Here is a 24192-nt window from a genome sequence, read left to right as displayed (position 1 = left end):
GTTCATTGCTGCATATTGCAGTGGTGTACAAGAGTGCGATCCGCCAAAGGCGGGACAAGCGCAACGGCTGCCAAATAGTAATACTTCAGCCGGGTATCAAAAGATCTACACCGGATGGATGCTGTACGTAACTACGCCCCAAATGCCCAGTGAATCGCAGGAGGCATCCACTTCAATAGTTGCATGCTTTGGCGTTTCGGATAAAAGCCTCACTTTATTAAATGTTTTTTCGAGCCGCCTGATCAGCATTTCACCATTGAGCGTTGCCACTACCACTTTGCCACTGTCGGCCTTCAGGCTGCGATCGACAATAATAGTATCGCCATCGAAAATGCCTGCGCCCGTCATAGCGTCGCCGCGTACACGCATAAAGAAAGTAGCAGGTTTATTGCGGATCAATTGCTCATTAAGGTCAATGCCACGTTCCATATAATCATCGGCAGCAGCACCAAAGCCGGTTGCGTCGGCGGTTTTAACATCCTGTTGCGAGAACTTCTTTGTTCCCCGGTACGATGTTTCATTAAAATATTCCCCCTCCATATAATTTATTTTTGGTGTACTAAATTATTTAGTAAATTTATACTAAATTTATGACCCAATAAAAATTGTTTTATGAATACCGGGTTAGTAAAAAATGCTCCGTTTGCCTGGCCTGGCAACGGTAATCGGGAATACAGGCTGGTCATTTATCCTGATGCCGTTGTATATGAAAAAATAATGGCTGAAAAACAGCGGTTTAGTTTGAAATATGGGTTGGAACCGGCTGTTCAGTCGTTCCCCTATATAATGGTAACCGGTTTTTATGCGGGCGAAGGCATGGAAGAAACACTGATCCGCTGGATACAACGCATCTGCAGCCAGCACAACAGTTTTGAATTAACGCTTAATAATTATAGCGGTTTTCCCCAGCATAGCATTTACCTGCGTATTCAGGATCCGCAACCCCTACATCAACTGGCCACACAACTGAAAATGCTCGATAGCCATGTACAGATCATGCGGGGCAATGCTTTTGAACGTATTCCGCATATAGCCCTGGCCAATGAATTGCCTGAAGCGGTTTACCAGCAAAGCATGCCAGTGTATTCACAAAAAACATTTCGTGCCCGCTTTATGGCAACAGAACTGGTATTGCTTGGGCGCGATCATCCATACGCGACCAGTAAAACTATTAACGTATTCCGTTTTTTACCTGCTAATCATAAATCTTATAGTGAAGTGGCCTGAGATATTATTTCATCCCAAAACTTAAATTATGAAAATCAATATTCAGTCTATACCCGGATGCAGAATCAATGAGTATATGTTGGTGTTAAATCCGCATGAAGAGTTGCGAAACAAGATCACAAAGCTTAGAAGTGAGTTCAGTGAAACGTATAAGAATTCAGCTGCGCTCCTGAATAAGCCGCATATTGCATTGGTGCGGTTTACGCAACTTGAAATGATGGAGGAAAGGATTGTAAATCGCCTGAAAGTAGTGGGCATGGGTTTTCAGCCATTTAAATTATCCTTAAAAGATTATGGAAGCTTTCCCTCGCATACCATATACATTAATGTTACTACTAAAATACCGGTTAATAACCTGGTGCGTGAAATACGCGGGGCGCAACGGCTTATGAAACTCGATGCAGAACATAAGCCCCATTTTATTGATGAACCGTTCATTGTTCTTGGCCGAAGGCTAATGCCCTGGCAATATGAAAAGGGTTGGCTCGAATTTTCGCACCGGCATTTTACCGGTTCATTTATCGCCGATAATATGTTATTAATAAAGCGCAGGATTGGCGACCGGTCCTGGCAAATAGCGCAACGTTTTGATTTTATGAATTTGCCCGTTACGACAAAACAAGGGGAGTTGTTTGTATAGTCATGCTTATTTGGGTTGTTGTTTAAGCCTTTCTTTCAAATTTGTGTTGCCGCCTCCCCGCTTCGGCGGGGAGTGTCGTGCGGGCCGGCGAAGAAGATGGAACGGGAACAATCGCCCGTGAAATTGGTGTGACTATGTGAAAATAAAAGAGGTAAAAAATGAAAGAAATAAAACAGGATTCATACAGGGTTGCCCCAAGAAAAATGGATGACAGTGAAAATTATAAAAAAGGCAGGGGCGCCCAGATCAATACAAAGAACCGTTTCCTGAAAGATGAGCATGTTCAGGAACATGTAGAAGGTATTGACGACTGGACCGAAAAGCAGGAACCTACCCAATATATTGAACAGGAGGCCAAAAGCCTGGTGAATAAAGTTACCAGTCCCGATGTAGGTATGTGGTACAGCATGAACCCTTACACCGGTTGCGAACATGGTTGCATTTATTGTTATGCCCGTAATACGCATGAATACTGGGGGTACAGCGCCGGGCTCGATTTTGAAAGGAAGATCATTGTTAAAACGAATGCGCCACAACTGTTACGCAAGTTCCTGATGAACCCCAAATGGGAGAGTGTGCCAATCAGCATTAGCGGAAATACCGATTGTTACCAGCCTGCTGAGCAAAAATATCGACTTACCCGGTCATTATTAGAAGTGTGCCGCGAATTTAACCAGCCGGTGGGTATTATTTCCAAGAACGGGGGCATGGTACGTGATATAGACATTTTAAAAGAAATGGCTAATAGGAAACTGGTTTCTGTGATGGTAACCATTACCTCGCTTAATGAGGATCTGCGACGTGTAATGGAACCGAGAACCACAACGGCCACCCAGCGCTTACGGTTAATACAGGAACTTAGCCAGGCAGGCATACGGGTAGGCGTAATGATGGGGCCAATGATACCGGGGTTAAATGAACATGAAATGCAGCGGATCATGAAGGCAGCCCAGGAACATGGGGCTACGGCTACTGCCTATACTTTTATCAGGTTGAACGGGGCGGTTAAATTATTGTTCCACGACTGGCTGTATAAGAATTTTCCTGACCGGGCCGATAAAGTATGGCATATGATTGAGCAAAGTCATAATGGACAGGTAAATGATTCGCGATGGGGAGTACGGATGAGAGGAGAAGGCGATATTGCCGAGATGGTTGCCCAGCAATATCGCACATACTCAAAGCTCTATAGAATGAACGCCGACGAAACAGATTTAGACACGACCAACTTCAGGCGGCCGGGTGTACAAGGCAGGTTATTTGATTGAAATATTAATAGAACACCGGGCTGCTTTTTTTATAATGACTCTTTGAAGAACTTCTTTAATTCGCACGATCTCTTTACACAAACTGGCAATTTCCCTGGCATTCTCCAGAATATTTAACTGAGCGAGGGATTGTTCCAGTTCCTGAATTTTTCCCCTGTAATAATATTCCATTACCTCTACTGAATCGGCCAAAATCATTTTAAATGATTCCGGGGCAATTTCCTTAGCCGATACAGGGTTCGATTTACTGATGGATGAGTGTTGCTGTCTCATAAAAAAAAATTAATTGTTATTAATGTTCAATCGGGCCGAACCTATTCTACTGTAACTAGGGAATGCGGTGTTTGCTGCTTCAAAGTTCCTTCTTATACCCTTGAGCAACAAGAGTTAAAGTACCAAAAGATACAGGTAATAGCTGTAGAGAAATTGAGTAGTTCTACGGATTTTCGGGCTGGTATTAACCAATATCTTTAGCGCCCCGTTTAACCAATTTTTTTATTTAAAGCAACTATCATGAAAAAGTCACTGTTGACTTACCCTCTAATTCTTTTGTTCTTTATGGGAGCTTTGTTGATCGGTTCCTGTAAGGAAGGGCCTAAACCAGGTCAGATCTGTATCACTATTCCGAAAGACACATCGGAACTTGGCAGAAGAAACCATTTTATTCCTGTAATGGATATTGACATTTTCAGGAAAGACTTTCAAACTGTTCGCGACAGTGTTGTAAGCCGGAGTCCCAACTTTTTTATTCCGAATAGTGAAACATTCAACATAGCGGCGATAGATAGTTTTGTTCAGAACCCCAAGGTTTTTGGACTTAGATTTTACTACGGAGTAAAACCCGGACCCGGTAATAAAAAAGCCTTGCGATTAATTGTAGTAGGCGTTGATTCTTTGGGTCATGACATATATATCAAAAAGAAGGGCGCGGCCCTGGCAGCGCAGGTTTCGGATGATGACGGTGGTTTGGAATACGGTCAATGCAGCCCTCCATGTACTGTTGAGCAGCCATAATGTTGTGGTTTTGTTTATATGAATTTCAATGACTGAGATTTTCTCATACAATGGATGACACCTTACGTTTTATTTTTAGTTTAAGCATAGGTTTTGCTGTAATAATCGGGATAGTAAGATTTCGAAGGATAGATCCGTCTTACTATCCCTTCATTTTTAATTGTATAGCAGCCTTGGCTGTAGAGATACTTAATTGGAGGCTCACTGAAACAGGCCATCCGTCGGCTTTTATTTTTGTATTGAATGTTTTTTCTTATATTGACTTTTTCTTATTTCTCTGGTTATTTCATAACTGGGGATTGTTTAACAGAAATAAATCGACATTTTTAACCATTGCCGGAATTGGCTTCCTGATGTGGATAGTAGAGAATGTTACAACCGGTTTTGTAAAGCACAATTATTACTTTTTTATACTGTATGCATTTGCCCTGATCTTTTTCAGTGTGAATACGTTTAACAAGATGGTGGTTCATGAACGAAACAGCATATTCAGGAACCCGAAATTTTGGATATGTTTGGGAATAATTATTTTTTATTCGTTCTTTATACTGGTAGTAACTACCGGCATAACATTGATCGTTCATAAAGTAAGCGTTCAATTCAGAAGGGATTTGCAGGCGATAGGCGTATTTTCTAATTTATTGGTTAATCTTTTGTATGCAGTTGCATTAGTATGGGTCCCCAGGAAAAAGCACTATACCAGTCTCTTTTGATAGTAGTAGGTGTAGTGGGTATAATTTTGCTCTACTTCATTATCACCATCATACGCTATCAGCGCCGCAGCCTGAAACTGCATAAGGAAAAGATACAGGCCGAAATTGATACATTGGAAAAAGAGCGTCGCCGAATTGCTTCTGACCTTCACGATGAACTGGGTCCCCTTCTTAGCGCCGTAAAACTTCAGATCAACAACCTCAATACTACCGATCCCGATGACGAGGAAATGATTGGCAAATCGAGCACCCATCTCGACAGCATTATTCGGAAATTGCGGGAGATCTCAAATAACCTCATGCCCAATACGCTGGTACGTAAGGGGCTTCAAAAAGCCATCACCGAGTTTATTGATAATAACCGCAATGCCTATGCATTAGAAATAAGATTTATATGTGAGCAGGACCTGCATTTGAACCAGCAAAAAGAAGTAAATATCTACCGCATTATTCAGGAAATTCTTCACAATACCATAAAACACGCCCAGGCCTCCCTGCTGATCATCAAAATAGTTACCGAGGGTAACCGACTTTTGTTAATGACGGCCGATAATGGAAAAGGATTTGATTATTTTGCCAAAGTAAAAGACAATCCCGGCCTTGGACTTCGTAACTTGCAAAGCCGGACCGAGGTGATGGGCGGTGAGTTTACCTGTCAAAGTGAGCCAGGTAAAGGCACCACATATACGATCGAAATTCCTCTTTGACCAGAACCAGGTGTTTATATTTATATGAGAACTTATGGCAATATAAAAGTTGCTATTGCGGACGATCATGAAATTTTTCGCGATGGATTGCGGGCCATGCTGCAAAAGCAGCCGGATATTTTATTGGTGGCAGAAGCTGCCAATGGAAAAGAATTGATAGAACAGGTAAAATCGCAGGAGCCGGATATTGTGATCAGTGATGTAAAAATGCCTGTTATGGATGGGGCTGCCGCTACCCGCCATCTTACGGAGTATTATCCGCAAATTGGCATCATCGCACTGACCATGTTCGATGAAGAAGATCTTATTATCGATATGCTGGAAGCCGGCGCCCGTGGTTACCTTTTGAAAAATGCTGATAAGAATGAGATCATAGAAGCCATTAAATCGGTTTACCAGCAACAACCGTACTACTGCCGTCATACCTCCAACAAGCTGGCCCAAATGGTGGCCAAAAGCAAGTTCAACCCCTACAAACAGAAACAGCGACCCGATTTTAATGAACGGGAGATCGATATCATTGCCGATATCTGTAATGGCCTCACCAGTAAACAAATTGCCGATAAAATATTTTTAAGTGTACGAACTGTAGAAGGACTGCGGTTAAAGATCATGGAAAAAATGGAAGTGAAGAACACCGCCGGGATAATTATTTATGCCATAAAGAACAACCTGTACAAGCCGGGCAATATATAACATATGGCTTACCACGCCTATTGACAATCACCTCTTTGGTACTGTAATTAATCCCGATGTATAACCGAAAATATGGGTACTGCATTGGGGGACTAAAAAAATATTTTTAAAAAACTTTCCAAATTATTTGGTGTAATTGAAAAAATATTAACACCTTTGCATAAACAAATCAACAAACATGAATCGCAAACAAAGAAACATAGAATCACAATACGGCTGGAGTCGGATTCATGACTTTGCTGTTTGCGGGGCGTGTTACGCTGATGAATAAGTTGAAAAAACTAATTCGATATAACACAGGCCCCGCAAGGAATTGCGGGGTTTTTTATTTATCGGCTGTTTGAAAAAATACAGCGAAAGGGCCGGTTCATGACCTTGCAGGGAAGGGTATGTTTTATTCATATGTGTGTAAAGGTTAGTGGCTGAGTTAGCAAAGAAATAATTACTGAAGCTTATGAAATTTATAAATAACAACATCTAAATAAACAAATACAAATAATGCCGAGACCATTGCAATATATACGACGGATGAGGAAGGATAGTTCAAAACGATTTATCCTGTGGCATACGTGTGCAAATGCGGAGGTGGTGATTTTTATCAATGGCGGCACGAAAGAGGATACTATACCAATACGACCAGGTTGTGTTTAAACGAAACTGTATAAACAGGCATCGAATAAAAAAGCCCGGTCGACAAAAACGACCGGGCTTTTTTATTGGTGTAATACCGGCAAATAGGTGTAATAATTAAAACTTCAGATGAAAAAGAAAAAGAGAGGTACGTGATGAAATTAATAATGAGTGTATTTCTGATCAAAGCTATTGTTGCTTTATTCGAAAATAAGGCCAAAAGGAATAAGAAAAACGGGCAACAGCATGCAGAACAAAATGATGCAAGACACCCGGCCGAATTTCAGGTACGATAAAAATTGATTAAAGATACGTGGTTCAAAAAGGAGGAAAATAAGCGTCCGCCGGCTGGCGGATGCTTTTCCAAAAACATTCATTGACCATTAAACCTGACTAAGATTAAACCTTATGAAAATGTGTAGCGGTAGCCATGGCCGCTACAAAATATAGGAGTATTCCGGTTGGTCGGATACCCCGTTTGGATCGGGGAGGCTGCAGGTTCGAGTCCTGTCTCCTATACCAAAAGCAGTATAAGCGTTGATGGCGGCGTACCTGACTTCCAATCAGGAGGACGGAGTTCGAATCTCCGGTGCTGCTCAAAGGTTCGTTGGTGTAAAGGCTAACATCCCGGATTGTCTATCCGATGATATGGGTTCGATTCCCATACGGACCGCGAAAAATTGTTGAGTGGTGTAACGGTTAAGCATATCAGTCTTTGACACTGATGGTGTTGGTTCAAACCCAGCCTCAACAACAAATGGTGGCTGTAGCTTATTGGTAAAGTGCCCCGCTGTGAACGGGGAGAACAGGGTTCGAGCCCCGCAGCGCACCCGAAACTGGCTTATAGTTTAATGGAAGAACACTGCGCTACGAACGCAGAAATGAAAGTTCGACTCTTTCTAAGCCATCAGTAAAACTGGCCCGTAGCTTAGTTGGCAAAAAGTACCCGGCTTTTACCCGGGGGATCATGAGTTCGAGTCTCATCGGGCCAACAAAAAATGACCCGTAGCTCAATGGTAAGAGTAAGTGCCTTATACGCACAAGGTTACCGGTTCGAGTCCGGTCGGGTCAACAATAAGATGACTTAGCTCAATTGGTAGAGCAGTACCCTGATACGGTACCGGTTGACAGTTCGAGTCTGTCAGTCATCACAGATAGTTAGGAACTGGCCCGTAGCTTAGTTGGATAAAGCATCCGGCTTCTACCCGGGCGATTATGAGTTCGAGTCTCATCGGGCCAACAAATAAATGGATGAATAGCTCAGCGGCAGAGCGTTCCCTTGTTAAGGGAAGGGTCGAAAGTTCGAATCTTTCTTCATCCGCAATTGGTCTGTTCACCTAGCTGGTTAGGCTTCCCGCTTTAGCGGGATGCATGAGTTCGAATCTCATACAGACTACCAGGTGCTTTGGCAGAGATGGTTCTATTGCATCCCGTTGAAGCCGGGATCATCGTGGTTCTCCCGATAGCTATCGGGACACGGGGCACCACCCATACGGACATAATGTAATGGCTAGCATGATAGTCTCCAAAACTTTCAGTCTTCGTTCGAGTCGAAGTGTCCGTGCTAAAAAAACAGGTTATGCGTACTCGTGTAATGAAATAGTTAATGAGACATTCTTTGTAAACAAAGGAGCATACATCTATTAACTATTTAAAGGAAAATATGGAAAATATATTTACGCAGAAGGTAATCAGCGCCAATCATGTGTTTGATGAACGCTTTCTGGATACTAAAGTATTATACCTGTACTATTTCAACCGCGTACCCAGTTTGAGCTTTATAAGCCATATAGATGGTGAAAAAGCGTTCAAAGCGATAAAGGAAAAGTTTGGTGCACAAATAAAAGACATACATCAGTATCGCTGGTATAGAAGTACGAAGAAGCAATATGAGTTTGATAAAACGATAATTATTCTGGAGAATAATTGTCTTATAGAGCTCGATGATTACTGTGAAATTTTGCACGATGGTTTGCAGGCTGATGTGATAGCTACATTAACAGAAATAGCGAGTCAATTCAAAGAAAAGCAAAGACGTCAGCCACTTGAAATCAACTTGATAGTGCAAAGTGGGAGCAGCCTTGAGCTAAAATCCATGGAGATCAAACGTACAAAACTGGATATCGGCCTTTTTTATGAAGATGATTTCAGGGAAACGGATGAGATCATCAGGCAAAGGCTGAATAAGAAGAACGATAAAGGAATTGTTTTGCTGCATGGCTTGCCGGGAACGGGGAAAACAACTTACCTGCGCTACCTGATTGGAAAAATAAAAAAACGTGTGTTGTTTTTGTCGCCATCGGTAGCTGGTAACCTGATGAATCCTGATTTTATTGAAATGCTGATCGATAATCCCAACACCGTAGTGGTCATTGAAGATGCAGAAAATATTATCATGGACCGCAAGTACAATTCCGGGTCGGCAGTGTCGAACCTGCTGAATATTTCAGATGGGTTACTGGCCGATTTCCTGAACGTACAGCTCATTTGCACTTTTAATAATTCGCTCACATTGGTTGATAGTGCATTGATGCGAAAGGGAAGGCTGATAGCAAAGTATGAGTTCGGAAAACTGAGTGTTGAAAAAGCACAGCGGTTAAGCGATCATCTGGGTTTGAAAACAATTGTTAACCAGCCCATGACCATAGCAGAAATTGCCAACCCGCATGAAAAGGAGCAACCGGTTAGCAGGGTAGAAGTGATTGGTTTCAGACGAAATCTGATTCAAAACTAAAATACAAGGAATGGTAAGCCATGGAACAACAGCAATGGAGGCGGCTGGATGGTACTCGAATTAAAAGACCTATTGAAGACGAAGTAAGGACCGTACTGGTTCGTGAAAAAGAGATGGGGCATACGTTAAAAGTATGTATTGGTACCGATAGCCAGGTAAAGGGTAAAGAAACCGAATTCGCAACAGTGATCGTGTTCATTCGAAAAGGGAAAGGTGGTTTCATGTATATACACAACGAAACAACCCAACAGAAGATGAGCATTAAACAACGGATGTTAATGGAGGTTTCAAAAAGTATTGAGGTCGCTTATGCATTATGCCGCCTGTTTACTGTTTATAACGTAGACATGGAGGTGCATGCCGACATCAACACCAACCCGAACTTCAAAAGTAATGATGCGTTGAAAGAGGCCATGGGCTATATCATGGGGATGGGATTTGTGTTTAAAGCCAAGCCACATGCATTTGCCAGCTCAAGTTGTGCAAATAAAATAGTTCAGTAAACAAACATATCCAGGATGTATATGCCTGGATATGTTTCTTAAATAATTTAACCTGTTTAAAGATTTTAAAAAATGAAGAAGAGTACACAGTTCATAATGAAAAATAGGATAGCAAGGGTGCAATGGCACCGGAGTTTTCGATCGAAACCAAAAAAATCATTATGGACACAAAACTCATTCAGCAATACGGTACTGAAATTCTTTCGTATCGATTGCGTACTGTAAGGCAAAAGAAACGCATGCAGTACGAGGATTTTGATAAGCAGTTGTTGAAGACAAGCAGAAGACAAAGCGAATTATACGAGCAAAAACGCAATCTCGGCTGGGAGCCATTAGTTCCGCCCGTACAAAAAGGATGGATTCGATTCTTTGTTTTGCGGGATGATGTTGCGCGCAGTAAGCATGCTGAGTTATTTGAAAAAATTCTGGCAAAAATTAATACGTGCGACTGGAGCCATCGTAAAGATTTTTTAGTTAAGTACAGAAGATACGGGACAAAGAAATACAGGGTGAAAAAGCAAAGCTTATTACGTCCGTATGAATGTCAGTTTAAGCAGTTGGCTTTTACAGATGAAGAAAAGCAGTTCTTCTATGAAGTATGGGAAACCGATTGCAAAAAAAGATTGGTGAAGCGGTATGTTTTCAGTGAACCCTGGCGGTTTGTCTTACGCACCCGCCCCAATATTATTGATAAAGTAAAGAAAAGAGATGCATTGATTGATGCGGAGTTGCAGGGTATCTGGAATTATTTGCGAAGAAATCGCTTCTGCCGGCGATTAGATAAATTATTAAATGGAGGAGGTGGGTGCTGGTGGAAAGACTATGAAGACGGTCGTGAAAAGAATATGCTGAAGAATAAATCTCTGCAACAAATTCTAGATGAATTAACTGAAGACCGGGTTTAGTTAGTAAAAAATATTATTAATGACCATACTCGGGCCATTGCCTGGTCTGGTAAAAAAGCTTCTCCAACGGGAAGACTGGTATATAGCCGGTTGAAAACAACCTCGGTTGGTGAACGAACAAACTGATGGAAGAAAATGCCATGTTGTGGAAGCTGAAGGAAATGGAGTATGTAGAAAAGATCGCAGACAAGATCAGCAATATCAGTGTAAACGGAAATGGCGTATTGATCGATCAGCTGAAGCAGATCCTGGTATCACAGAAATGACCAGCCTTGTTTAAAGGTTGCGAAATATAACCTGTAGCCGCCGGAACGGACAGGTAGCTTGTAAGTTGTATAGCCTTGAGAATTAAAGTGGTCCCGGCCCGGCCGGGGCTACTTTATTACCATTCGGTTAAACCAGAGTAAGTAACCAGTAAAAGAATTATGTATGATGGCCGAAGTGATCAATACAATTGAAATGGAGCTCAAACAAACCTTTGATGAATTGTTCAAATGGTTTAATATTGATAATGAGCTGTTGAATTATACACCCGATAATAGGGGATGGAGCATTCGTAAGAACCTTGAACATATATCGCTGACGAACCATTATTTATTATTGCTGATAAGTAAGGGAGCTAAAAAAGCACTTGAAAGATCAAAAAAAGAAGATTTTTTAGGCAGTCTGGCCGATTATGATCTTGATTGGGACCGGTTAAAGATCATTGGTCAACACAGATCATTTGAATGGAGCCGCCCTGGTCATATGGAACCAAGAGGCAGAATGCGGATCACTGAAATCAGGTATGAGCTGGAACAACAATTGAAGCAATGCCATAAACACCTGCTTTCTTTGCAAGGTGGTGAAGGCGTTTTGTATAAAACCATGATGAGTGTAAATAATCTGGGTAAAATAGACGTTTACCATTATATATACTTTCTGGTTCAACATGCTAAAAGGCATATTACCCAAATGGAGCGTGTTGAAGTTGAATTTAATCTTGGCGTTAGCTGAATAAAAACAAATTATGGCGAAACTGAAAATATCAGGTAAAGAGTTAAGAGCTATCGGTTATCCCGAAGGACCCGTGATAAGCATAGCGATGAACGTAATGGAGAAGAACTATAAGTATGAGAAAAAGGAGGAAGTGATGGAATTATTGAAAAAAATACTGAGCGCGCCGGTAGAGTATGAAAATGATGCGGTGCTGGGTTTGATAGCCGAACAGCTGATCCCCAAAAAAGAAACTGCCCCAGGCGAAGCTATTGAATTGAATGCTACCGGTATTCACTTTAATGTTTTCGGAGGGGAAAATATTGAAGAAGGCGCTATTCATCAAATGCAACTGGCGTCCCGCTTACCTATTAGTGTGGCCGGTGCCTTAATGCCCGATGCGCATGCGGGCTATGGGTTGCCCATAGGGGGTGTGCTGGCAACAGAAAATGCAGTGATCCCTTATGGTGTTGGTGTTGATATCGGGTGCCGCATGTGTTTAAGCGTTTTTCCTATCACCCCAAAAGAATTAGTGCAACGGGAACATTTCTTTTCACGGGAATTAAATGAAGCCACTTTGTTTGGTAGCCCCGGAATATTTGAAGATGAAGATACTGTTGACCATGAGGTATTGGAACGGAAAGAGTTTGACGAGCTACCTTTATTGAAAAGTTTGCAATCAAGGGCCTGGAAACAACTGGGGTCGAGCGGATCAGGAAACCATTTTGCAGAATTTGGTATAGTTGAAGTAAGTGAGAAAGATGCGATATTAGGTATTGACGCTGGTTTGTATATAGGGTTATTGACCCATTCAGGTTCAAGAGCATTAGGGGCCAACATCGCCAACCACTATACTAAAATAGCAAGGGAAAAAAGACGATTACCCGGTGAAGCGGCTAATTTGGCCTGGTTGAATTTAGATGAACAGGAAGGTATGGAATACTGGCTGGCGATGAACCTGGCTGGTGATTATGCATCGGCCTGTCACCATGTTATTCATGCAAAGATTGCAAAAGCAATAGGTGAAAAGCCATTAACGATGGTTGAAAACCACCACAATTTTGCCTGGAAAGAAATGATGATAACCCCTGATGGAAAAGTAAAGGAACTGATCGTTCACCGTAAGGGGGCAACGCCGGCAGGAAAAGATGTGCTGGGGATCATTCCTGGTTCCATGACCGCTCCGGGATTTATTGTGAAAGGAAAAGGCGAAATAGCTTCTGTTTCATCTGCTTCACATGGAGCCGGAAGAAAAATGAGCCGTAGCAAAGCATTAAATTCTATTACGCAAAGTGAGCTGAAAGAACAATTGCAACGGAACGGGGTGAAATTGCTTGGCGGTGGGTTAGATGAAGCGCCGAATGCTTACAAGGATATTGAAGTAGTGATGAAAAGCCAGTCGGCATTAGTGGATGTTGTAGGTAAATTTTCGCCCAAGATTGTTAGAATGGATGGAACTGCACCAAAAAAATGGCAAAAAACGAATTCATTGGACGGTGAATAAAAGGATATATGCCGTTTCGGTTTAACCGGGACGGCATTTTCTTTTGTGCGCCCGGCACGGGCGCAAACTTTAAATTAAGGCGTTGAAAGCTTTTCAAAAATATAAGATAGGGCACTTTCTTCCAGTACCATCCGTTGCGACTGGCCATTTTCTTCTTTCCATTTTACCAGTCTGATGTTATCGCCTTCAATTTCAATACCGGTAACATCTCCATCTGAATAACAACAGCAACCACTATTAAAATACGATGGGATCACCATGGTTTTATGAAATTGTTTGCCGGCGTATTCCTGCTTTCTTTTTTCCAGTTCTGCTTCCAGAGTTTGAATAGCGGCAGTATCCTGTTTATCTTTTGCCTTTTTTAATTGTTTGGTAAGCCGTTCTATATGATCAAGCGAAGCAAATACCGGTTTATGGGTGTGGCCCGAAATGAACAACAGGTCTTTCTGCGTGGCACTCCATTCATACATCATGATATTATGTTTGTCGACCAGTTCAAAAGAGTCGGATGTTGAATTGATGCTGATATCGAGGAAGCGTTGCAGGGGCGTCCAGATGGCAGCTACAAACCAGGTGCTGAAAGCATTTCCATCACTCTTTTGATCGCCCTGGTGACCATGTGTACAAAAGATTGAATATTCGCGGTTGTTGTAATTGGTTTTCAGTAGCAGTCCTTCATATATGGTGAGTTTATCACCAAACACGGGTTTCAGAAAACGGGTGCGTGGAAACTCGAATTTCCATTGCAGATCGTGGTTGCCAAATACCCGGTAATAGCGATCCTGTTGTAAAAAACGCAACTCTGCCTGCAGATCGGTTTTGTTTTTATCCATCACTATATCCGGTTTGTTTTCCCAAAGCTCTTCGCAATCGCCCAGGTTGACAAAGTAAAATCCGTTATTGAAATAATAATTTAGCGCATTCAGGTAATTTTTCTCGGCCAAACGGAAATCATCTGCCAGGTCGCGGGCGCCTTTATGTTCGTCGGACAGGATGATGAACTTACCCGTTGACAGTTCAAATGGAAGAATGAGTCCACAGCCTTCTTTTTTATTTTGGATATTATTGAGTAACTGTGTCAATGATGTGAATACCTTGTCCTTTTTAGGAGAAGAAGAGATGCGCTCGGCCAGCCAGGTAACCGGTTTTTTAAATATGAATTGTAGCAATTTTTTCATAGTGAAAAATCAGGTTTTTTTCAATTGCCTGAAATTTATTACTTTAGTAAGATAGCAAATCACAGTCATTTAAAGATCAATGCAGTTTGACTGTATACCCGGCATGAAGATCGGAAAAATGCCAGGTTCTCTCCTGAATCCTGCTCTATACTATTTTAAACAGGCAGTCTGATAAATTAGCAGGAATGCCTGTTAACAAAATACTTGCTTCAATGAAACAACTATCGTTTGCTCCTCCCGCAAATCTTCAACGCTGGTTTTGGGTACTTTTGGCCATCAATTGCCTGTTTATTATTGCTTCAAAATGGTATATGCAGCCGCTGGCTACAGATGAAATTGTGCGGTTTGAACTGGCTAAAGAGCTTTCTGTAGCTGAAAGAATTATACTTGACTGGGAAACTTATGGAAAGCTGAACCATGCCATAATTGGAATATATCTCGATTTCCTTTTTATTGTTTTATATACTACCGGACTTTCGGTGGCCTGTATTTATTTTGGCCGGTTAAGCGGCCATGAGATCCTGATGCGTACGGGTAAATTCATGACTTATCTGTTAATAATAGCTGGAATTTGCGATGTAATTGAAAATATAGCCATGCTGAAAAGCTTACAGGGGTCACCTACCCGCTGGTCGGTTTTGCTGGCCTATGACATGGCCACCACCAAATTCTCCATGGTAATTCTATCGGCCCTGTATATAGCCATATGTCTGGTGTTCCGGTTACTGCGAAAAATAGTATTGTAAAAATTACACTTTGATATAGATCTTTTTTCTGTCCATAATGTATACGATGAGCCAGTAAAATGCGATCATACATATTGCATATAGCAAGGAACCGTTTTTTAAATTGGCTGAAACGGGTTTGCAAACATGTTGATAGAACCAGGGTAATGCGCTGGTATATACTTTTTCTCCTTTGTCGTCATAATGATCGACCCAGCGGAATAGTGCAATAACGCGCGGTAAAAAGCCACTCAGAAAGAAGATAAATAAGGCGTTCTTGCCAAAAACATCAAAAAAGCGGCTCCAGATACCTTTTGCGTCTTTGAATTCAATTAATAATATACAAACGGAAAGCACCAGTATGGCCAGGCCTGTAGTATAAAGCACATAGGAGCTTGTCCATATTTTTTTATTGATGGGGAATGTCATATCCCAGGCATAGCCGGTAAAGATCAAAATACAGCCGGCGATCAGTAAATGAGCCAGCATTTCATAATTCTTACCCTTTTGCTGAATATAAAAACCAACGAAATAGCCAAAGATCACCTGAACAATGGAAGTAAGCGTGCTGGTAATGCCTTCAGGGTCGAATGCAACGCCTTCACCATGATACATATGTGACTCGCCCAGTATGGCCTTATCTACCTGAACACCAAAATAACCATTCATGCTATAAGGATCGGCCGCACTGCCCAGCAAAAAGGTCATTGCCCAATAAAACAATAAGAGGGTGATGGCAGTTACAAATGCGCCACGTATCTTAAAAAAATAAATGATCAGTGAAGCAAAGAAATAGCTGAGTGCTATTCGTTGCAATACACCCAGAATACGTATTCCGACTAAAGCGCCATTTGCGCCTGCATATTCCCACGCTTTAAAGGTAAGGTGATCATCATTCCACCTTATAAAAGGCGACCAGTTAAGGAAAAAGCCAATGAGAAAGATGAGCAAAGATCTGGTGACCACTTTTTTAAGAAAGGCGGGAGTGCCAGCTTCCTGAAGCCGGGGCATTACAAAAGACATAGCATTACCTACAGCAAATAAGAAAAAAGGAAAAACGAGATCGGTAGGTGTACAGCCATGCCAGGGTGCATGTTCAAGCGGTGCATACAAATTTGCCCAGCTGCCTGGATTATTTACCAGGATCATAAAAGCCACTGTTGCACCACGGAAAACATCAAGTGAGTAGAAGCGTTTTTGCAAGCGAATACATTTATAGGGAAAGATAAGAAACCAGTGAACAGAAAACAAGCTATTGGGACCCTGAAAAAGCAGGATAATCCTTATTGTGTAATGCAGTTTTTTGCGAGTAGCGTTTGACCTTTTATAAGCAACAATATTTATTTATTCATATACGTTTTTGGCACGATATTATAAACCGCCAGTGCAGCAAATACTAAAATTATAGCAGTGTAATGGGGGTATTGAGTTATTCGTCGTTTATGATCGAGAGGATCATTAAATAAAAATAATACCTGTGTTTTACTGCTTAATGCAAGGCTGATTATAAAAATGATTATTTACCTTGCGGCAGTTGCCGAAGGGGGATGAATGAGGTATAAGAATACTCTTTAATGTGTTTTTTCGATTATTGGTAAAAGATTGGGACTGAGAAAATGGTATTTTGGATTGAAAAATAAAGGGTTAAGATTTTTTGCACATGTTTATACACATTAAAAAACACCTATATTTGCACCCGTTCAGGTAGCATTGCAGGCTTTTGCCGATGGAAGTACCGAATGGTTAAAACTTCCATGCTTTAGAATAAAAACATGGAAAGAATTCCTTTGTCAGCGCTAATTGTTACACTAAATATATTTTATAGTGGAAGGGTATAAGGAGTACTTCATTGAAGTGGCTCGCTTATGCCCTTTATTATTGGGTTTTTGATTTGGTAGACTTGAATTTAAATAATTCATAATCAATCGGTTCCGGAAATTATTCTGTGACTGACGAGGCGAAGCCATGCGCAGCCTGAATTTACTGACTGCATTACCTGATTATGAATTATTACAATTTTTATAGCTGATTTGTTGCATGAGGCTTTAATTCTTATATGGCTGCACAAACATCAAAAAAATGGTTTGCTGTGTATACCCGTCCACGATGGGAGAAAAAGGTGCATAAGCTATTGGAAGAAAAAGGAATTGAAAGTTATTGCCCGCTCAATAAGGTGCATCGCAAATGGAGTGATCGCATAAAACTGATTGATGAACCCCTTTTTAAATCGTATGTATTTGTAAAAGTAAATGAAGAAGAAAAAACGCCTGTTCGAATGACAAGTGGTGTAGTAAACTTTGTTTATTGGTTAGGTAAGCCGGCCATAATAAAAGAGAAGGAGATTTTGGTAATCAAGAAATTTTTGAATGATCATGAAGATGTTGAAGTGCGGGCTGTTGATATAAAGGCCGGTAAAAAAGTGATAGTGCAAAGTGGCGTATTAATGGGTAAGGAAGGTACAGTGAAAAAAGTTTTGCACAAGAAAGTAGAAGTAGTTATAGAAAGCATAGGATTTATACTTTCTGCCTATATTGATAAATCAAAAATTGTACTTCTTGAAAAATAATCAAATACGCGAATCTCTGCTTCGCATTCATTATTTTCCATTCATTATTTGCGCATTAATTGTTGCATTAACAACATCCTGCGGTAACGTTAAAAACCTGCAATACCTGCAAGGATCGTTTGATACGGCAAAGTTAAGCAAGGTGGAAGTTCCTGAGCCGATTATTCAGAAGGGTGATTTGTTAGGGATTACTGTTTATAGTGATGATCCGCTGGCAACGGCGGCGGTAACGAATCCATTGGCAAATAGTTCATCAACTTCATCTTTCGGTAACATAGGTGGATCTGGCAATGCTTCAGGAGGTACTACAACTTCGGGAGCTTCTACACTGCAGGGATTTGTTGTAAGTCAGTTCGGAGAGATTCAGTTATACAAGTTAGGTTCTATTCAGGTAGAAGGTAAAACAAAAAAACAATTGGGCGATACGTTGGCTTATATGTATTCCAATCTTGGATTATTAAAAAATCCTTATGTGGAAATAAGGTTTATGAATTATAAGGTTACTGTTATTGGAGAGGTAAATCGCCCTGGTTCATTTTCTGTTCCCACCGATAAATTAAATGCATTTGAGGCGATTGGTCTTGCCGGCGATATCACTATATATGGCCGGCGAGATAATGTGGTGGTAGTCCGGGAATCGAATGGCCAGCGAACGTTCGGCCGGTTGAATCTTAAAGATCCCAACGTTTTTCTATCACCCTATTACTATTTACAGCAGAATGATATGGTTGTGGTAGATGTAGGTAAGAATAAAGCTGCGGTGAATAATCAATCTGCATTTCAGGCTGTGTCACTTGGAGCCTCAATTCTCTCAATTACTGCCGTATTTATCAGTTTATTCAGAAGATAATCTTATGTCAGAAGAAATAATGGAGAATCAAACCAAAAAAACAGGTATCAGTCCCAGGGAAATGATCTTTAGATATCTCAGATACATTCCCTGGGTAGCAATATCAGTATCCTTGGCATTAGTAGGTGCTTATGTTAAGCTACGTTATTCCACTCCTACATATAATATAGCTGGTAAGCTCCTCGTGTCAACCCAAAACCCTTACGGTAGTGGTGGAGATAAGTTCGATGACATTTTTATGATGCAAAGGGTAGATAAATTGAATGATGAAATAGAGATTATCAAGTCACGGTCTATTGCCAGTCGCGTTGTAAATTCGCTTGAGCTGCAAAAACAGGTATTTAATAAAGGAAAGATCCGGTCCACTATTGTTTATCCAAAAGATGTGCCCTTTAATTTTGAGATATTATCAATACCTGATTCTTCTTCAGGGTTCAGCCTATTGATTTCTTTACAGGGGACTAATGAGTTTTTGCTGAATGAACAACCACAAAAACATTTCTTCAATGAGAGAATCAAGCTGAATAATGTAGAATTCAGAATTACTGCTAATAACAGGGATCGCAAATTGTTTGCCAGTAATGATTTTGTAGTATCCTGGCAATCAACAGAGAGTATGGCGTCTGGGTTAAGTGGGGGTATCAATGTAATCAGGGTTAACGATTATGCCAATGTACTATTACTGTCATTTACTAACGAAAATACGAGGCTGGGAGTTGATATAGTAAATCAATATATGAAGGAATACCAGCAGGCCAGCCTGGAAGATAAACGGGAGATTGCGGCAAAAACCCTTGCATTTATAGATGACCAATTAAAGGCAGTTTTCCGCGATCTGGGAGGGGTAGAACAAAATCTAAAGAATTATCGGGAAAAAAGTCGTGTAATTAATCCTGAACAACAAAGCCAGTTATTTTTTAATGAATTGTCTGAAACGAATAAGTTAATGGCAGAGCAGGAAATAAAAGTTAAGGTTATTGATTATTTGATCAATTATCTTTCAAGCAATGCCAATCAGTATAAGATAATTCCTTCTATGTTGGGCATTGAAGAACCTTCTTTGCTGCAACAGGTTACTGAATTTAACCGACTTCAGTTAGAGCGGGAAACAACCCTTAAAAATGTAGCGCCTAACAATCCGCGCATACTCATGATGGAAGCAGGCATAGGAAAACTGCGCAACGATATGCTTGAAAATCTAAAAAATGTGCGGCAAACCTATGTGCTTGCGCTGGACGCTATCAAGAACAAGAGCAAAGAAGCCGACCGATTGATCAATTCTATTCCGTCCAAAGAAAAACAACTGCTGGAAGTAACCCGGCAGCAGAGTATATTACAGGAACTATACCAGTATCTTTTACAGAAGAAATTGGAGACTGCTATTTCCTCTGCGTCTACCATATCAAATATTAAGGTAATAGAGCCTGCTATTGCTTCAGGAATTCCTGTTAGTCCCAACCGGAAAGGACTTTATATGTTTGCTATACTGATTGGGATTGCAATACCAACCAGTATTATTTTCCTAAGAGAATATCTTAACGATAAAATAAAAGGAAAACAAGATATCCAACAAATTACCCAAACGCCAATTCTTGGTGAAGTAGGGCATGCTGAAGAAGGCAAAACGCTGGTGGTAACCCGGAATAATCGCCGGTTTCTGGCAGAGCAATTTCGTATAGTACGATCGAACCTTCAATATATATTGCCGAATGTATCCAAACCGGTGCTGTTAGTTACTTCTTCGTTCAGTGGAGAAGGAAAATCATTTGTCAGCACAAACCTCGGCTCTGTACTGGCATTATCAGGAAAGCGTACCGTAATACTGGAGTTTGATATTCGTAAGCCGAAGATCATGAAGGGACTCGGACTGCATGAGCGCAAGGGAATTACCAATTATATTGTTGGAAGTATTAATCTGCATGAGGCGATACATCCGGTGCCGGATGTAGAAAACCTGTATGTAATCCCCTGCGGTCCGGTACCTCCCAATCCGGCCGAAATGTTGTTAAGCGAAAAAATAGAACTGCTATTTTCCGAACTTCGCAAACAGTTTGATGCTATCATAATAGATACAGCGCCTGTTGGGCTGGTAAGTGATGCTATAACCCTGGGTCGTTACGCAGATGGTACGATTTATATTGTTCGTCATAATTATACACAAAAAAGACAAATTCAACTGATCGACGATATTTACCGGCAAAAAAAATTGACACATCTTTCTATCATTATCAATGATATATCTGCAAGTGGCGGTTATGGCTATTATGGCTATGGTGGCGGCTATGGCTATGGTTATGGGTATGGATATGGAAATGGAGCCGGCAGTAATGGCGAAAGTTATTTCGATAATAGCGCACCTAAGCGTAGCAGATGGAGTAAATGGCTCGCAAAGAAATAGTTTTTTAAGAACAAAAATTTTCTAATAACATTATAAGGGATAATTATTAAATAGCATGGCAGCATTGACCGACGAACTCGTTATTGAGCCTGGGCGGGCCGAGAAAAATTACTGGAAAGATATCTGGCGTTACCGCGAGTTGTTTTATATTCTTAGCTGGAGGGATATTAAAGTAAGGTATAAGCAGACTGTAATAGGTGCTGCCTGGGGTGTGATTCGACCACTTCTGACAATGTTGATTTTTACTTTTGTGTTTGGTAAAGTCGCAAGTCTTGCTTCAAGCACTTCATCTACTCCATATGCGATAATTGTATTTGCCGGATTACTTCCCTGGCAGTTTTTTTCAACTGCACTTTCTGAGGCCAGCAATAGTCTTTTGGGTAATGCAAATCTTATATCAAAGGTTTATTTTCCCCGGATGATAGTTCCCGCTTCATCTGTAATTACAAGCCTAGTTGACTTTGCCATTTCGTTTGGGCTGTTATTGTTGATAATAATATATTACAAGTACCCACTTTCATTAAATATGTTATTGCTGCCTGTATTTATTATCATGGCATTTCTATTAGCTTTTGGAGTGGGCCTGTATGTTACCGCATTAAATGTTAAATACCGCGACTTCAGATATGTAGTTCCTTTCATTGTTCAACTAGGATTGTATGTTACTCCCGTTGGTTACAGTAGCAGTGTTATTGCTGAAAGGTATTCGGGAGAAATTCGTTTTTGGTTTTCGTTTAATCCTGTAGTAGGCATTATTGATGGATTTCGATGGTGTATTGTCGGCGAACCTATGTATTGGCCTGGATTTTATTTGTCCTTGGGAATGATATTGTTTTTTATGTGGTTGGGTATTTGGTATTTCAGGAAAACAGAAAAAACATTTGCTGACAATATTTAAGTTTAATTAATATGGCGTTGCCTTTAATAAAAGTTGAAAATTTATCCAAGAAGTTCCTCATATCCCATGAAAAGCAGGAGCCCTATACAACGCTGCGAGATGTAATGGCCAAAAGTGTTAAAAAATTATTTCAAAAAGGAGTTAAGCCTGAGGGAAACAGCGAAGAGTTTTGGGCCTTACGAGATTTAAACTTTGAAATAAAGCAAGGTGATCGGGTAGGAATAATCGGTCGAAATGGTGCCGGGAAAAGTACACTATTAAAAATATTGAGCAGGATATCGGAGCCTTCATCTGGGAAGATTTCTATTCGGGGTCGTGTTGCAAGTTTGCTTGAGGTTGGTACAGGATTTCATCCTGAGCTTACGGGACGCGAAAATGTTTTTTTAAATGGAGCTATTTTGGGTATGGGTCGCGCGGAAATAAATAAAAAGTTTGACGAAATAGTTTCATTTGCTGAAGTTGAGCGATTTCTGGATACCCCTGTAAAGCGATATAGCAGTGGTATGTATGTTCGGTTGGCTTTTGCAGTGGCTGCGCATCTTGAACCTGAAATTTTAATTGTAGATGAAGTGCTGGCTGTTGGAGATACCCAGTTTCAGAAGAAGTGCATTGGAAAAATGGAGGATGTTAGTAAAAATGAAGGGCGAACTGTTTTGTTTGTAAGTCATAACATGAATGTAATAAAGAACATTTGCAAATCGGGGATAGTTTTATCTCAGGGCAAATTGGTCTTTAGCGGAGGAGCCAATGAAGCTGTTGAAAAATATCTTGAAGGCAGTGCTGATCTTGGCACTGTGGCAAAGTTATATTCCCATAAAGTGAAATGTGAGTTTGCTAAAATTGTAAATATTAATATTAATAATAGTAAGAACCCACTGGTAACAATTTTTGAGAAACTTACAATCGATCTTGAGATTGAAGTTTTGCAAAATATAAGTCAGGTTGAATTTTTCGTTCTTATTTATAATATTGAAGGCTCACCAATTACCGGCTTATTTCAAAAAGATAATGATGAGCTGTTTAAAATTGACAGTACCAACCATAAGGTCTCTGTTACATTGGAAAATAATTTAGTCCCTGGAAAATATTTTGTTTCAGCCGGAATGTTTGACAGATCAAGGCAGTTCGTGGACTGGGTTGAATTCGGGGAGATGTTTGAAATTGAACATGCCTATGCAGATGGTCGATTGTTTGAACCAAGGTTAGGAGCTACTTTACAAAAAGTACAATGGGAGAAGATTCGTTAAAATTGAAGAAGCTTGTTTGTATTGGGGATAGCCATGCCAGTTTCTTTGCAGGTAAGGATATGATTCAGAAAGAATACCCTGACCCTTCAATAAATGCTATCCCTTTTCTGGAAGGTATCAGGTTGGGGCCTGTGCTAGCATATAGCTTGCATAAAGAAAATACTACTAACTGCGGCAGGGAAAAATTGTTTGAAATAGTTGCAAAGCTGGATAAGGAACAGGCTTCTATTCTTTTTTGTTTCGGGGAAATTGATTGTCGCTTTCATATTATTAAACAGGCAGAAAGACAGGGAATAAGTCTGGAAGAAGGCGTCAGGAATTGTGTTGACAGTTATTTCAAAGTAATAAAGGAAGTAAAAGATTTGGGATTTGATGTGTTCGTTTGGAATGCTATTCCTACATCTTACTTAAATCAAAACCCTGAATATCCTCATTACGGAAACCACCAGCAAAGAAATTTATGTACCAGATGCTTTAATGATATGCTTAAAAGCAAGTGCAATAATCATGGAATTGTGTTTGTAGATGTATTTGATGCATTGGTTGTAAAGCGGCTATTTACAAAGGAACATTACTTGTTTGATGGTGTGCATTTGGGACAAATTGCCATGCCTTTGTTTCTGAGGGAAATAAAACAATATTTTCCTCAAATCAAATTGCCTTTAAGAAGAAGAGTTTTTAGTTATTATGAATTGATCAAAGTGTATTCTCTTTTTAAAGCCAGAAAGTTTAGGCAACTCATTGTTAACAAAGTTCGGGCGCTGCAAAAAGATTGGTACCCATCAGTAAAATAACAGTAATAAAATATTCATTC

24 protein-coding genes and 12 tRNA genes are annotated in these 24192 nt (G+C 40.5%); 32 read left to right on the top strand and 4 right to left on the bottom strand.

Translation table 11 applies throughout. The features are described 5' to 3' along the window. Positions 1–105: 105 nt before the first annotated feature. Positions 106–540: a LexA family protein gene (locus tag A3860_RS00775; RefSeq protein ID WP_081144625.1), complete on the bottom strand. Its 435-nt coding sequence runs from the start codon at positions 538–540 to the stop codon at positions 106–108. Positions 541–612: 72 nt separating this feature from the next. On the opposite strand from A3860_RS00775, the gene A3860_RS00770 reads away from it, so the two are divergent. The 3 genes from A3860_RS00770 to A3860_RS00760 all read left to right on the top strand — a co-directional run bounded on the left by A3860_RS00770 (position 613) and on the right by A3860_RS00760 (position 3135). After that, the gene (locus A3860_RS00770; protein ID WP_081144624.1) at positions 613–1227 is read left to right on the top strand and encodes a 2'-5' RNA ligase family protein; all 615 of its coding nucleotides are present in this window, start codon (positions 613–615) and stop codon (positions 1225–1227) included. A 28-nt stretch (positions 1228–1255) separates the two neighbouring features. After that, entirely contained in the window at positions 1256–1867 is a 612-nt protein-coding gene (locus A3860_RS00765) for a 2'-5' RNA ligase family protein (protein ID WP_081144623.1), read from the top strand. 158 nt (positions 1868–2025) lie between these two features. Next, the gene (locus A3860_RS00760; RefSeq protein ID WP_081144622.1) at positions 2026–3135 is read left to right on the top strand and encodes a PA0069 family radical SAM protein; all 1110 of its coding nucleotides are present in this window, start codon (positions 2026–2028) and stop codon (positions 3133–3135) included. Here A3860_RS00760 and A3860_RS00755 read toward each other — a convergent pair. Then, entirely contained in the window at positions 3124–3408 is a 285-nt protein-coding gene (locus A3860_RS00755) for a hypothetical protein (protein WP_081144621.1), read from the bottom strand. The two genes, A3860_RS00760 and A3860_RS00755, sit on opposite strands and share 12 nt — an antisense overlap. Before the next feature lie 240 nt (positions 3409–3648). Here A3860_RS00755 and A3860_RS00750 point away from each other — a divergent pair, with 240 nt between their 5' ends. The 22 genes from A3860_RS00750 to A3860_RS00645 all read left to right on the top strand — a co-directional run bounded on the left by A3860_RS00750 (position 3649) and on the right by A3860_RS00645 (position 13516). Continuing rightward, positions 3649–4149, top strand: a complete 501-nt coding sequence (locus A3860_RS00750) for a hypothetical protein (RefSeq protein WP_081144620.1) — start codon at positions 3649–3651, stop codon at positions 4147–4149. Positions 4150–4448: 299 nt separating this feature from the next. Continuing rightward, positions 4449–4862, top strand: a complete 414-nt coding sequence (locus A3860_RS40860; protein WP_158085109.1) for a hypothetical protein — start codon at positions 4449–4451, stop codon at positions 4860–4862. After that, positions 4859–5569, top strand: coding sequence for a sensor histidine kinase (locus A3860_RS00740; RefSeq protein WP_245843441.1), 711 nt, complete (start codon positions 4859–4861; stop codon positions 5567–5569). Before A3860_RS40860 ends, A3860_RS00740 begins: the two co-directional genes overlap by 4 nt. Positions 5570–5593: 24 nt before the next feature. Further along, a complete protein-coding gene (locus A3860_RS00735; protein WP_081144617.1) occupies positions 5594–6265 on the top strand; it encodes a response regulator transcription factor in 672 nt (223 codons plus the stop codon). Positions 6266–7341: 1076 nt separating this feature from the next. Further along, positions 7342–7417, top strand: a tRNA-Pro gene (locus A3860_RS00725). A 3-nt stretch (positions 7418–7420) separates the two neighbouring features. Further along, positions 7421–7492 (top strand) — tRNA-Gly (locus tag A3860_RS00720). A 4-nt stretch (positions 7493–7496) separates the two neighbouring features. Then, positions 7497–7568: transfer RNA gene (locus A3860_RS00715), tRNA-Asp, on the top strand. An 8-nt stretch (positions 7569–7576) separates the two neighbouring features. Beyond that, a tRNA-Gln gene (locus A3860_RS00710) sits at positions 7577–7649 on the top strand. Between the two features lie 6 nt (positions 7650–7655). Next, positions 7656–7724, top strand: a tRNA-His gene (locus A3860_RS40855). Between the two features lie 8 nt (positions 7725–7732). Next, positions 7733–7803: transfer RNA gene (locus A3860_RS00705), tRNA-Arg, on the top strand. Between the two features lie 9 nt (positions 7804–7812). Then, a tRNA-Lys gene (locus A3860_RS00700) sits at positions 7813–7887 on the top strand. A gap of 7 nt (positions 7888–7894) precedes the next feature. After that, positions 7895–7967, top strand: a tRNA-Ile gene (locus tag A3860_RS00695). Positions 7968–7973: 6 nt separating this feature from the next. Further along, a tRNA-Ile gene (locus A3860_RS00690) sits at positions 7974–8046 on the top strand. A 15-nt stretch (positions 8047–8061) separates the two neighbouring features. Next, a tRNA-Arg gene (locus A3860_RS00685) sits at positions 8062–8135 on the top strand. A gap of 9 nt (positions 8136–8144) precedes the next feature. Continuing rightward, positions 8145–8216, top strand: a tRNA-Asn gene (locus A3860_RS00680). Between the two features lie 5 nt (positions 8217–8221). Beyond that, a tRNA-OTHER gene (locus tag A3860_RS00675) sits at positions 8222–8294 on the top strand. Positions 8295–8558: 264 nt separating this feature from the next. Continuing rightward, the gene (locus A3860_RS00670) at positions 8559–9629 is read left to right on the top strand and encodes an AAA family ATPase (protein WP_081144615.1); all 1071 of its coding nucleotides are present in this window, start codon (positions 8559–8561) and stop codon (positions 9627–9629) included. 20 nt (positions 9630–9649) lie between these two features. Further along, on the top strand, positions 9650–10132 hold the full coding sequence (locus tag A3860_RS00665) for a ribonuclease H-like YkuK family protein (protein WP_081144614.1): 483 nt from the start codon (positions 9650–9652) through the stop codon (positions 10130–10132). A gap of 161 nt (positions 10133–10293) precedes the next feature. Continuing rightward, positions 10294–11037, top strand: coding sequence for a hypothetical protein (locus tag A3860_RS00660; RefSeq protein ID WP_143773883.1), 744 nt, complete (start codon positions 10294–10296; stop codon positions 11035–11037). A gap of 125 nt (positions 11038–11162) precedes the next feature. Then, positions 11163–11303, top strand: a complete 141-nt coding sequence (locus A3860_RS00655) for a hypothetical protein (RefSeq protein ID WP_216823354.1) — start codon at positions 11163–11165, stop codon at positions 11301–11303. A gap of 163 nt (positions 11304–11466) precedes the next feature. Then, entirely contained in the window at positions 11467–12033 is a 567-nt protein-coding gene (locus tag A3860_RS00650; protein WP_081144612.1) for a DinB family protein, read from the top strand. Positions 12034–12046: 13 nt separating this feature from the next. Beyond that, complete coding sequence (locus A3860_RS00645; RefSeq protein WP_081144611.1) at positions 12047–13516, top strand: RtcB family protein; 1470 nt, start codon at positions 12047–12049, stop codon at positions 13514–13516. A gap of 74 nt (positions 13517–13590) precedes the next feature. Here the strand turns inward: A3860_RS00645 and A3860_RS00640 are convergent, their stop codons facing one another. Next, the gene (locus A3860_RS00640) at positions 13591–14694 is read right to left on the bottom strand and encodes a metallophosphoesterase (RefSeq protein ID WP_081144610.1); all 1104 of its coding nucleotides are present in this window, start codon (positions 14692–14694) and stop codon (positions 13591–13593) included. Between the two features lie 212 nt (positions 14695–14906). On the opposite strand from A3860_RS00640, the gene A3860_RS00635 reads away from it, so the two are divergent. Beyond that, positions 14907–15440 (top strand): hypothetical protein, encoded by a 534-nt coding sequence (locus tag A3860_RS00635; protein ID WP_081144609.1) that lies wholly within the window; start codon positions 14907–14909, stop codon positions 15438–15440. Between the two features lie 3 nt (positions 15441–15443). On the opposite strand, the gene A3860_RS00630 is transcribed toward A3860_RS00635, so the two are convergent. Continuing rightward, on the bottom strand, positions 15444–16622 hold the full coding sequence (locus tag A3860_RS00630; RefSeq protein ID WP_081144608.1) for an acyltransferase family protein: 1179 nt from the start codon (positions 16620–16622) through the stop codon (positions 15444–15446). Positions 16623–17475: 853 nt separating this feature from the next. On the opposite strand from A3860_RS00630, the gene A3860_RS00625 reads away from it, so the two are divergent. Genes A3860_RS00625 through A3860_RS00600 form a run of 6 tightly spaced genes read left to right on the top strand, consistent with a single transcriptional unit; the run spans position 17476 to position 24172 of the window. Next, positions 17476–17985, top strand: coding sequence for a UpxY family transcription antiterminator (locus A3860_RS00625; RefSeq protein WP_081144607.1), 510 nt, complete (start codon positions 17476–17478; stop codon positions 17983–17985). Beyond that, positions 17975–18835: a polysaccharide biosynthesis/export family protein gene (locus tag A3860_RS00620; RefSeq protein ID WP_143773881.1), complete on the top strand. Its 861-nt coding sequence runs from the start codon at positions 17975–17977 to the stop codon at positions 18833–18835. Before A3860_RS00625 ends, A3860_RS00620 begins: the two co-directional genes overlap by 11 nt. A 4-nt stretch (positions 18836–18839) precedes the next feature. Beyond that, positions 18840–21233, top strand: a complete 2394-nt coding sequence (locus tag A3860_RS00615; protein ID WP_081144605.1) for a GumC family protein — start codon at positions 18840–18842, stop codon at positions 21231–21233. A 55-nt stretch (positions 21234–21288) separates the two neighbouring features. Beyond that, positions 21289–22131 carry an ABC transporter permease gene (locus A3860_RS00610; protein ID WP_081144604.1) on the top strand — a complete coding sequence of 281 codons (843 nt, stop codon included), beginning with the start codon at positions 21289–21291 and terminating at the stop codon, positions 22129–22131. Between the two features lie 11 nt (positions 22132–22142). Beyond that, positions 22143–23378 (top strand): ABC transporter ATP-binding protein, encoded by a 1236-nt coding sequence (locus A3860_RS00605; RefSeq protein WP_081144603.1) that lies wholly within the window; start codon positions 22143–22145, stop codon positions 23376–23378. Beyond that, a complete protein-coding gene (locus A3860_RS00600; protein WP_081144602.1) occupies positions 23360–24172 on the top strand; it encodes an SGNH/GDSL hydrolase family protein in 813 nt (270 codons plus the stop codon). Before A3860_RS00605 ends, A3860_RS00600 begins: the two co-directional genes overlap by 19 nt. Positions 24173–24192 lie beyond the last annotated feature (20 nt).

The organism is Niastella vici (assembly GCF_002077945.1).
Taxonomy (GTDB): domain Bacteria; phylum Bacteroidota; class Bacteroidia; order Chitinophagales; family Chitinophagaceae; genus Niastella; species Niastella vici.
The sequence above is the reverse complement of the archived record's forward strand: the minus strand, read 5'-3'. Positions and strand labels throughout refer to the sequence as shown.

Coding starts and splice junctions, on each gene's coding strand:
- A3860_RS00600 (WP_081144602.1), top strand. CDS start 23,360: ATGGGAGAAGATTCGTTAAAATTGAAGAAGCTTGTTTGTATTGGGGAT.
- A3860_RS00660 (WP_143773883.1), top strand. CDS start 10,294: ATGGACACAAAACTCATTCAGCAATACGGTACTGAAATTCTTTCGTAT.
- A3860_RS00605 (WP_081144603.1), top strand. CDS start 22,143: ATGGCGTTGCCTTTAATAAAAGTTGAAAATTTATCCAAGAAGTTCCTC.
- A3860_RS00625 (WP_081144607.1), top strand. CDS start 17,476: ATGGCTGCACAAACATCAAAAAAATGGTTTGCTGTGTATACCCGTCCA.
- A3860_RS00615 (WP_081144605.1), top strand. CDS start 18,840: ATGTCAGAAGAAATAATGGAGAATCAAACCAAAAAAACAGGTATCAGT.
- A3860_RS00735 (WP_081144617.1), top strand. CDS start 5,594: ATGAGAACTTATGGCAATATAAAAGTTGCTATTGCGGACGATCATGAA.
- A3860_RS00610 (WP_081144604.1), top strand. CDS start 21,289: ATGGCAGCATTGACCGACGAACTCGTTATTGAGCCTGGGCGGGCCGAG.
- A3860_RS00775 (WP_081144625.1), bottom strand. CDS start 540: ATGGAGGGGGAATATTTTAATGAAACATCGTACCGGGGAACAAAGAAG.
- A3860_RS00635 (WP_081144609.1), top strand. CDS start 14,907: ATGAAACAACTATCGTTTGCTCCTCCCGCAAATCTTCAACGCTGGTTT.
- A3860_RS00670 (WP_081144615.1), top strand. CDS start 8,559: ATGGAAAATATATTTACGCAGAAGGTAATCAGCGCCAATCATGTGTTT.
- A3860_RS00765 (WP_081144623.1), top strand. CDS start 1,256: ATGAAAATCAATATTCAGTCTATACCCGGATGCAGAATCAATGAGTAT.
- A3860_RS00750 (WP_081144620.1), top strand. CDS start 3,649: ATGAAAAAGTCACTGTTGACTTACCCTCTAATTCTTTTGTTCTTTATG.
- A3860_RS00650 (WP_081144612.1), top strand. CDS start 11,467: ATGATGGCCGAAGTGATCAATACAATTGAAATGGAGCTCAAACAAACC.
- A3860_RS00655 (WP_216823354.1), top strand. CDS start 11,163: ATGGAAGAAAATGCCATGTTGTGGAAGCTGAAGGAAATGGAGTATGTA.
- A3860_RS00645 (WP_081144611.1), top strand. CDS start 12,047: ATGGCGAAACTGAAAATATCAGGTAAAGAGTTAAGAGCTATCGGTTAT.
- A3860_RS00760 (WP_081144622.1), top strand. CDS start 2,026: ATGAAAGAAATAAAACAGGATTCATACAGGGTTGCCCCAAGAAAAATG.
- A3860_RS00640 (WP_081144610.1), bottom strand. CDS start 14,694: ATGAAAAAATTGCTACAATTCATATTTAAAAAACCGGTTACCTGGCTG.
- A3860_RS00665 (WP_081144614.1), top strand. CDS start 9,650: ATGGAACAACAGCAATGGAGGCGGCTGGATGGTACTCGAATTAAAAGA.
- A3860_RS00770 (WP_081144624.1), top strand. CDS start 613: ATGAATACCGGGTTAGTAAAAAATGCTCCGTTTGCCTGGCCTGGCAAC.
- A3860_RS00755 (WP_081144621.1), bottom strand. CDS start 3,408: ATGAGACAGCAACACTCATCCATCAGTAAATCGAACCCTGTATCGGCT.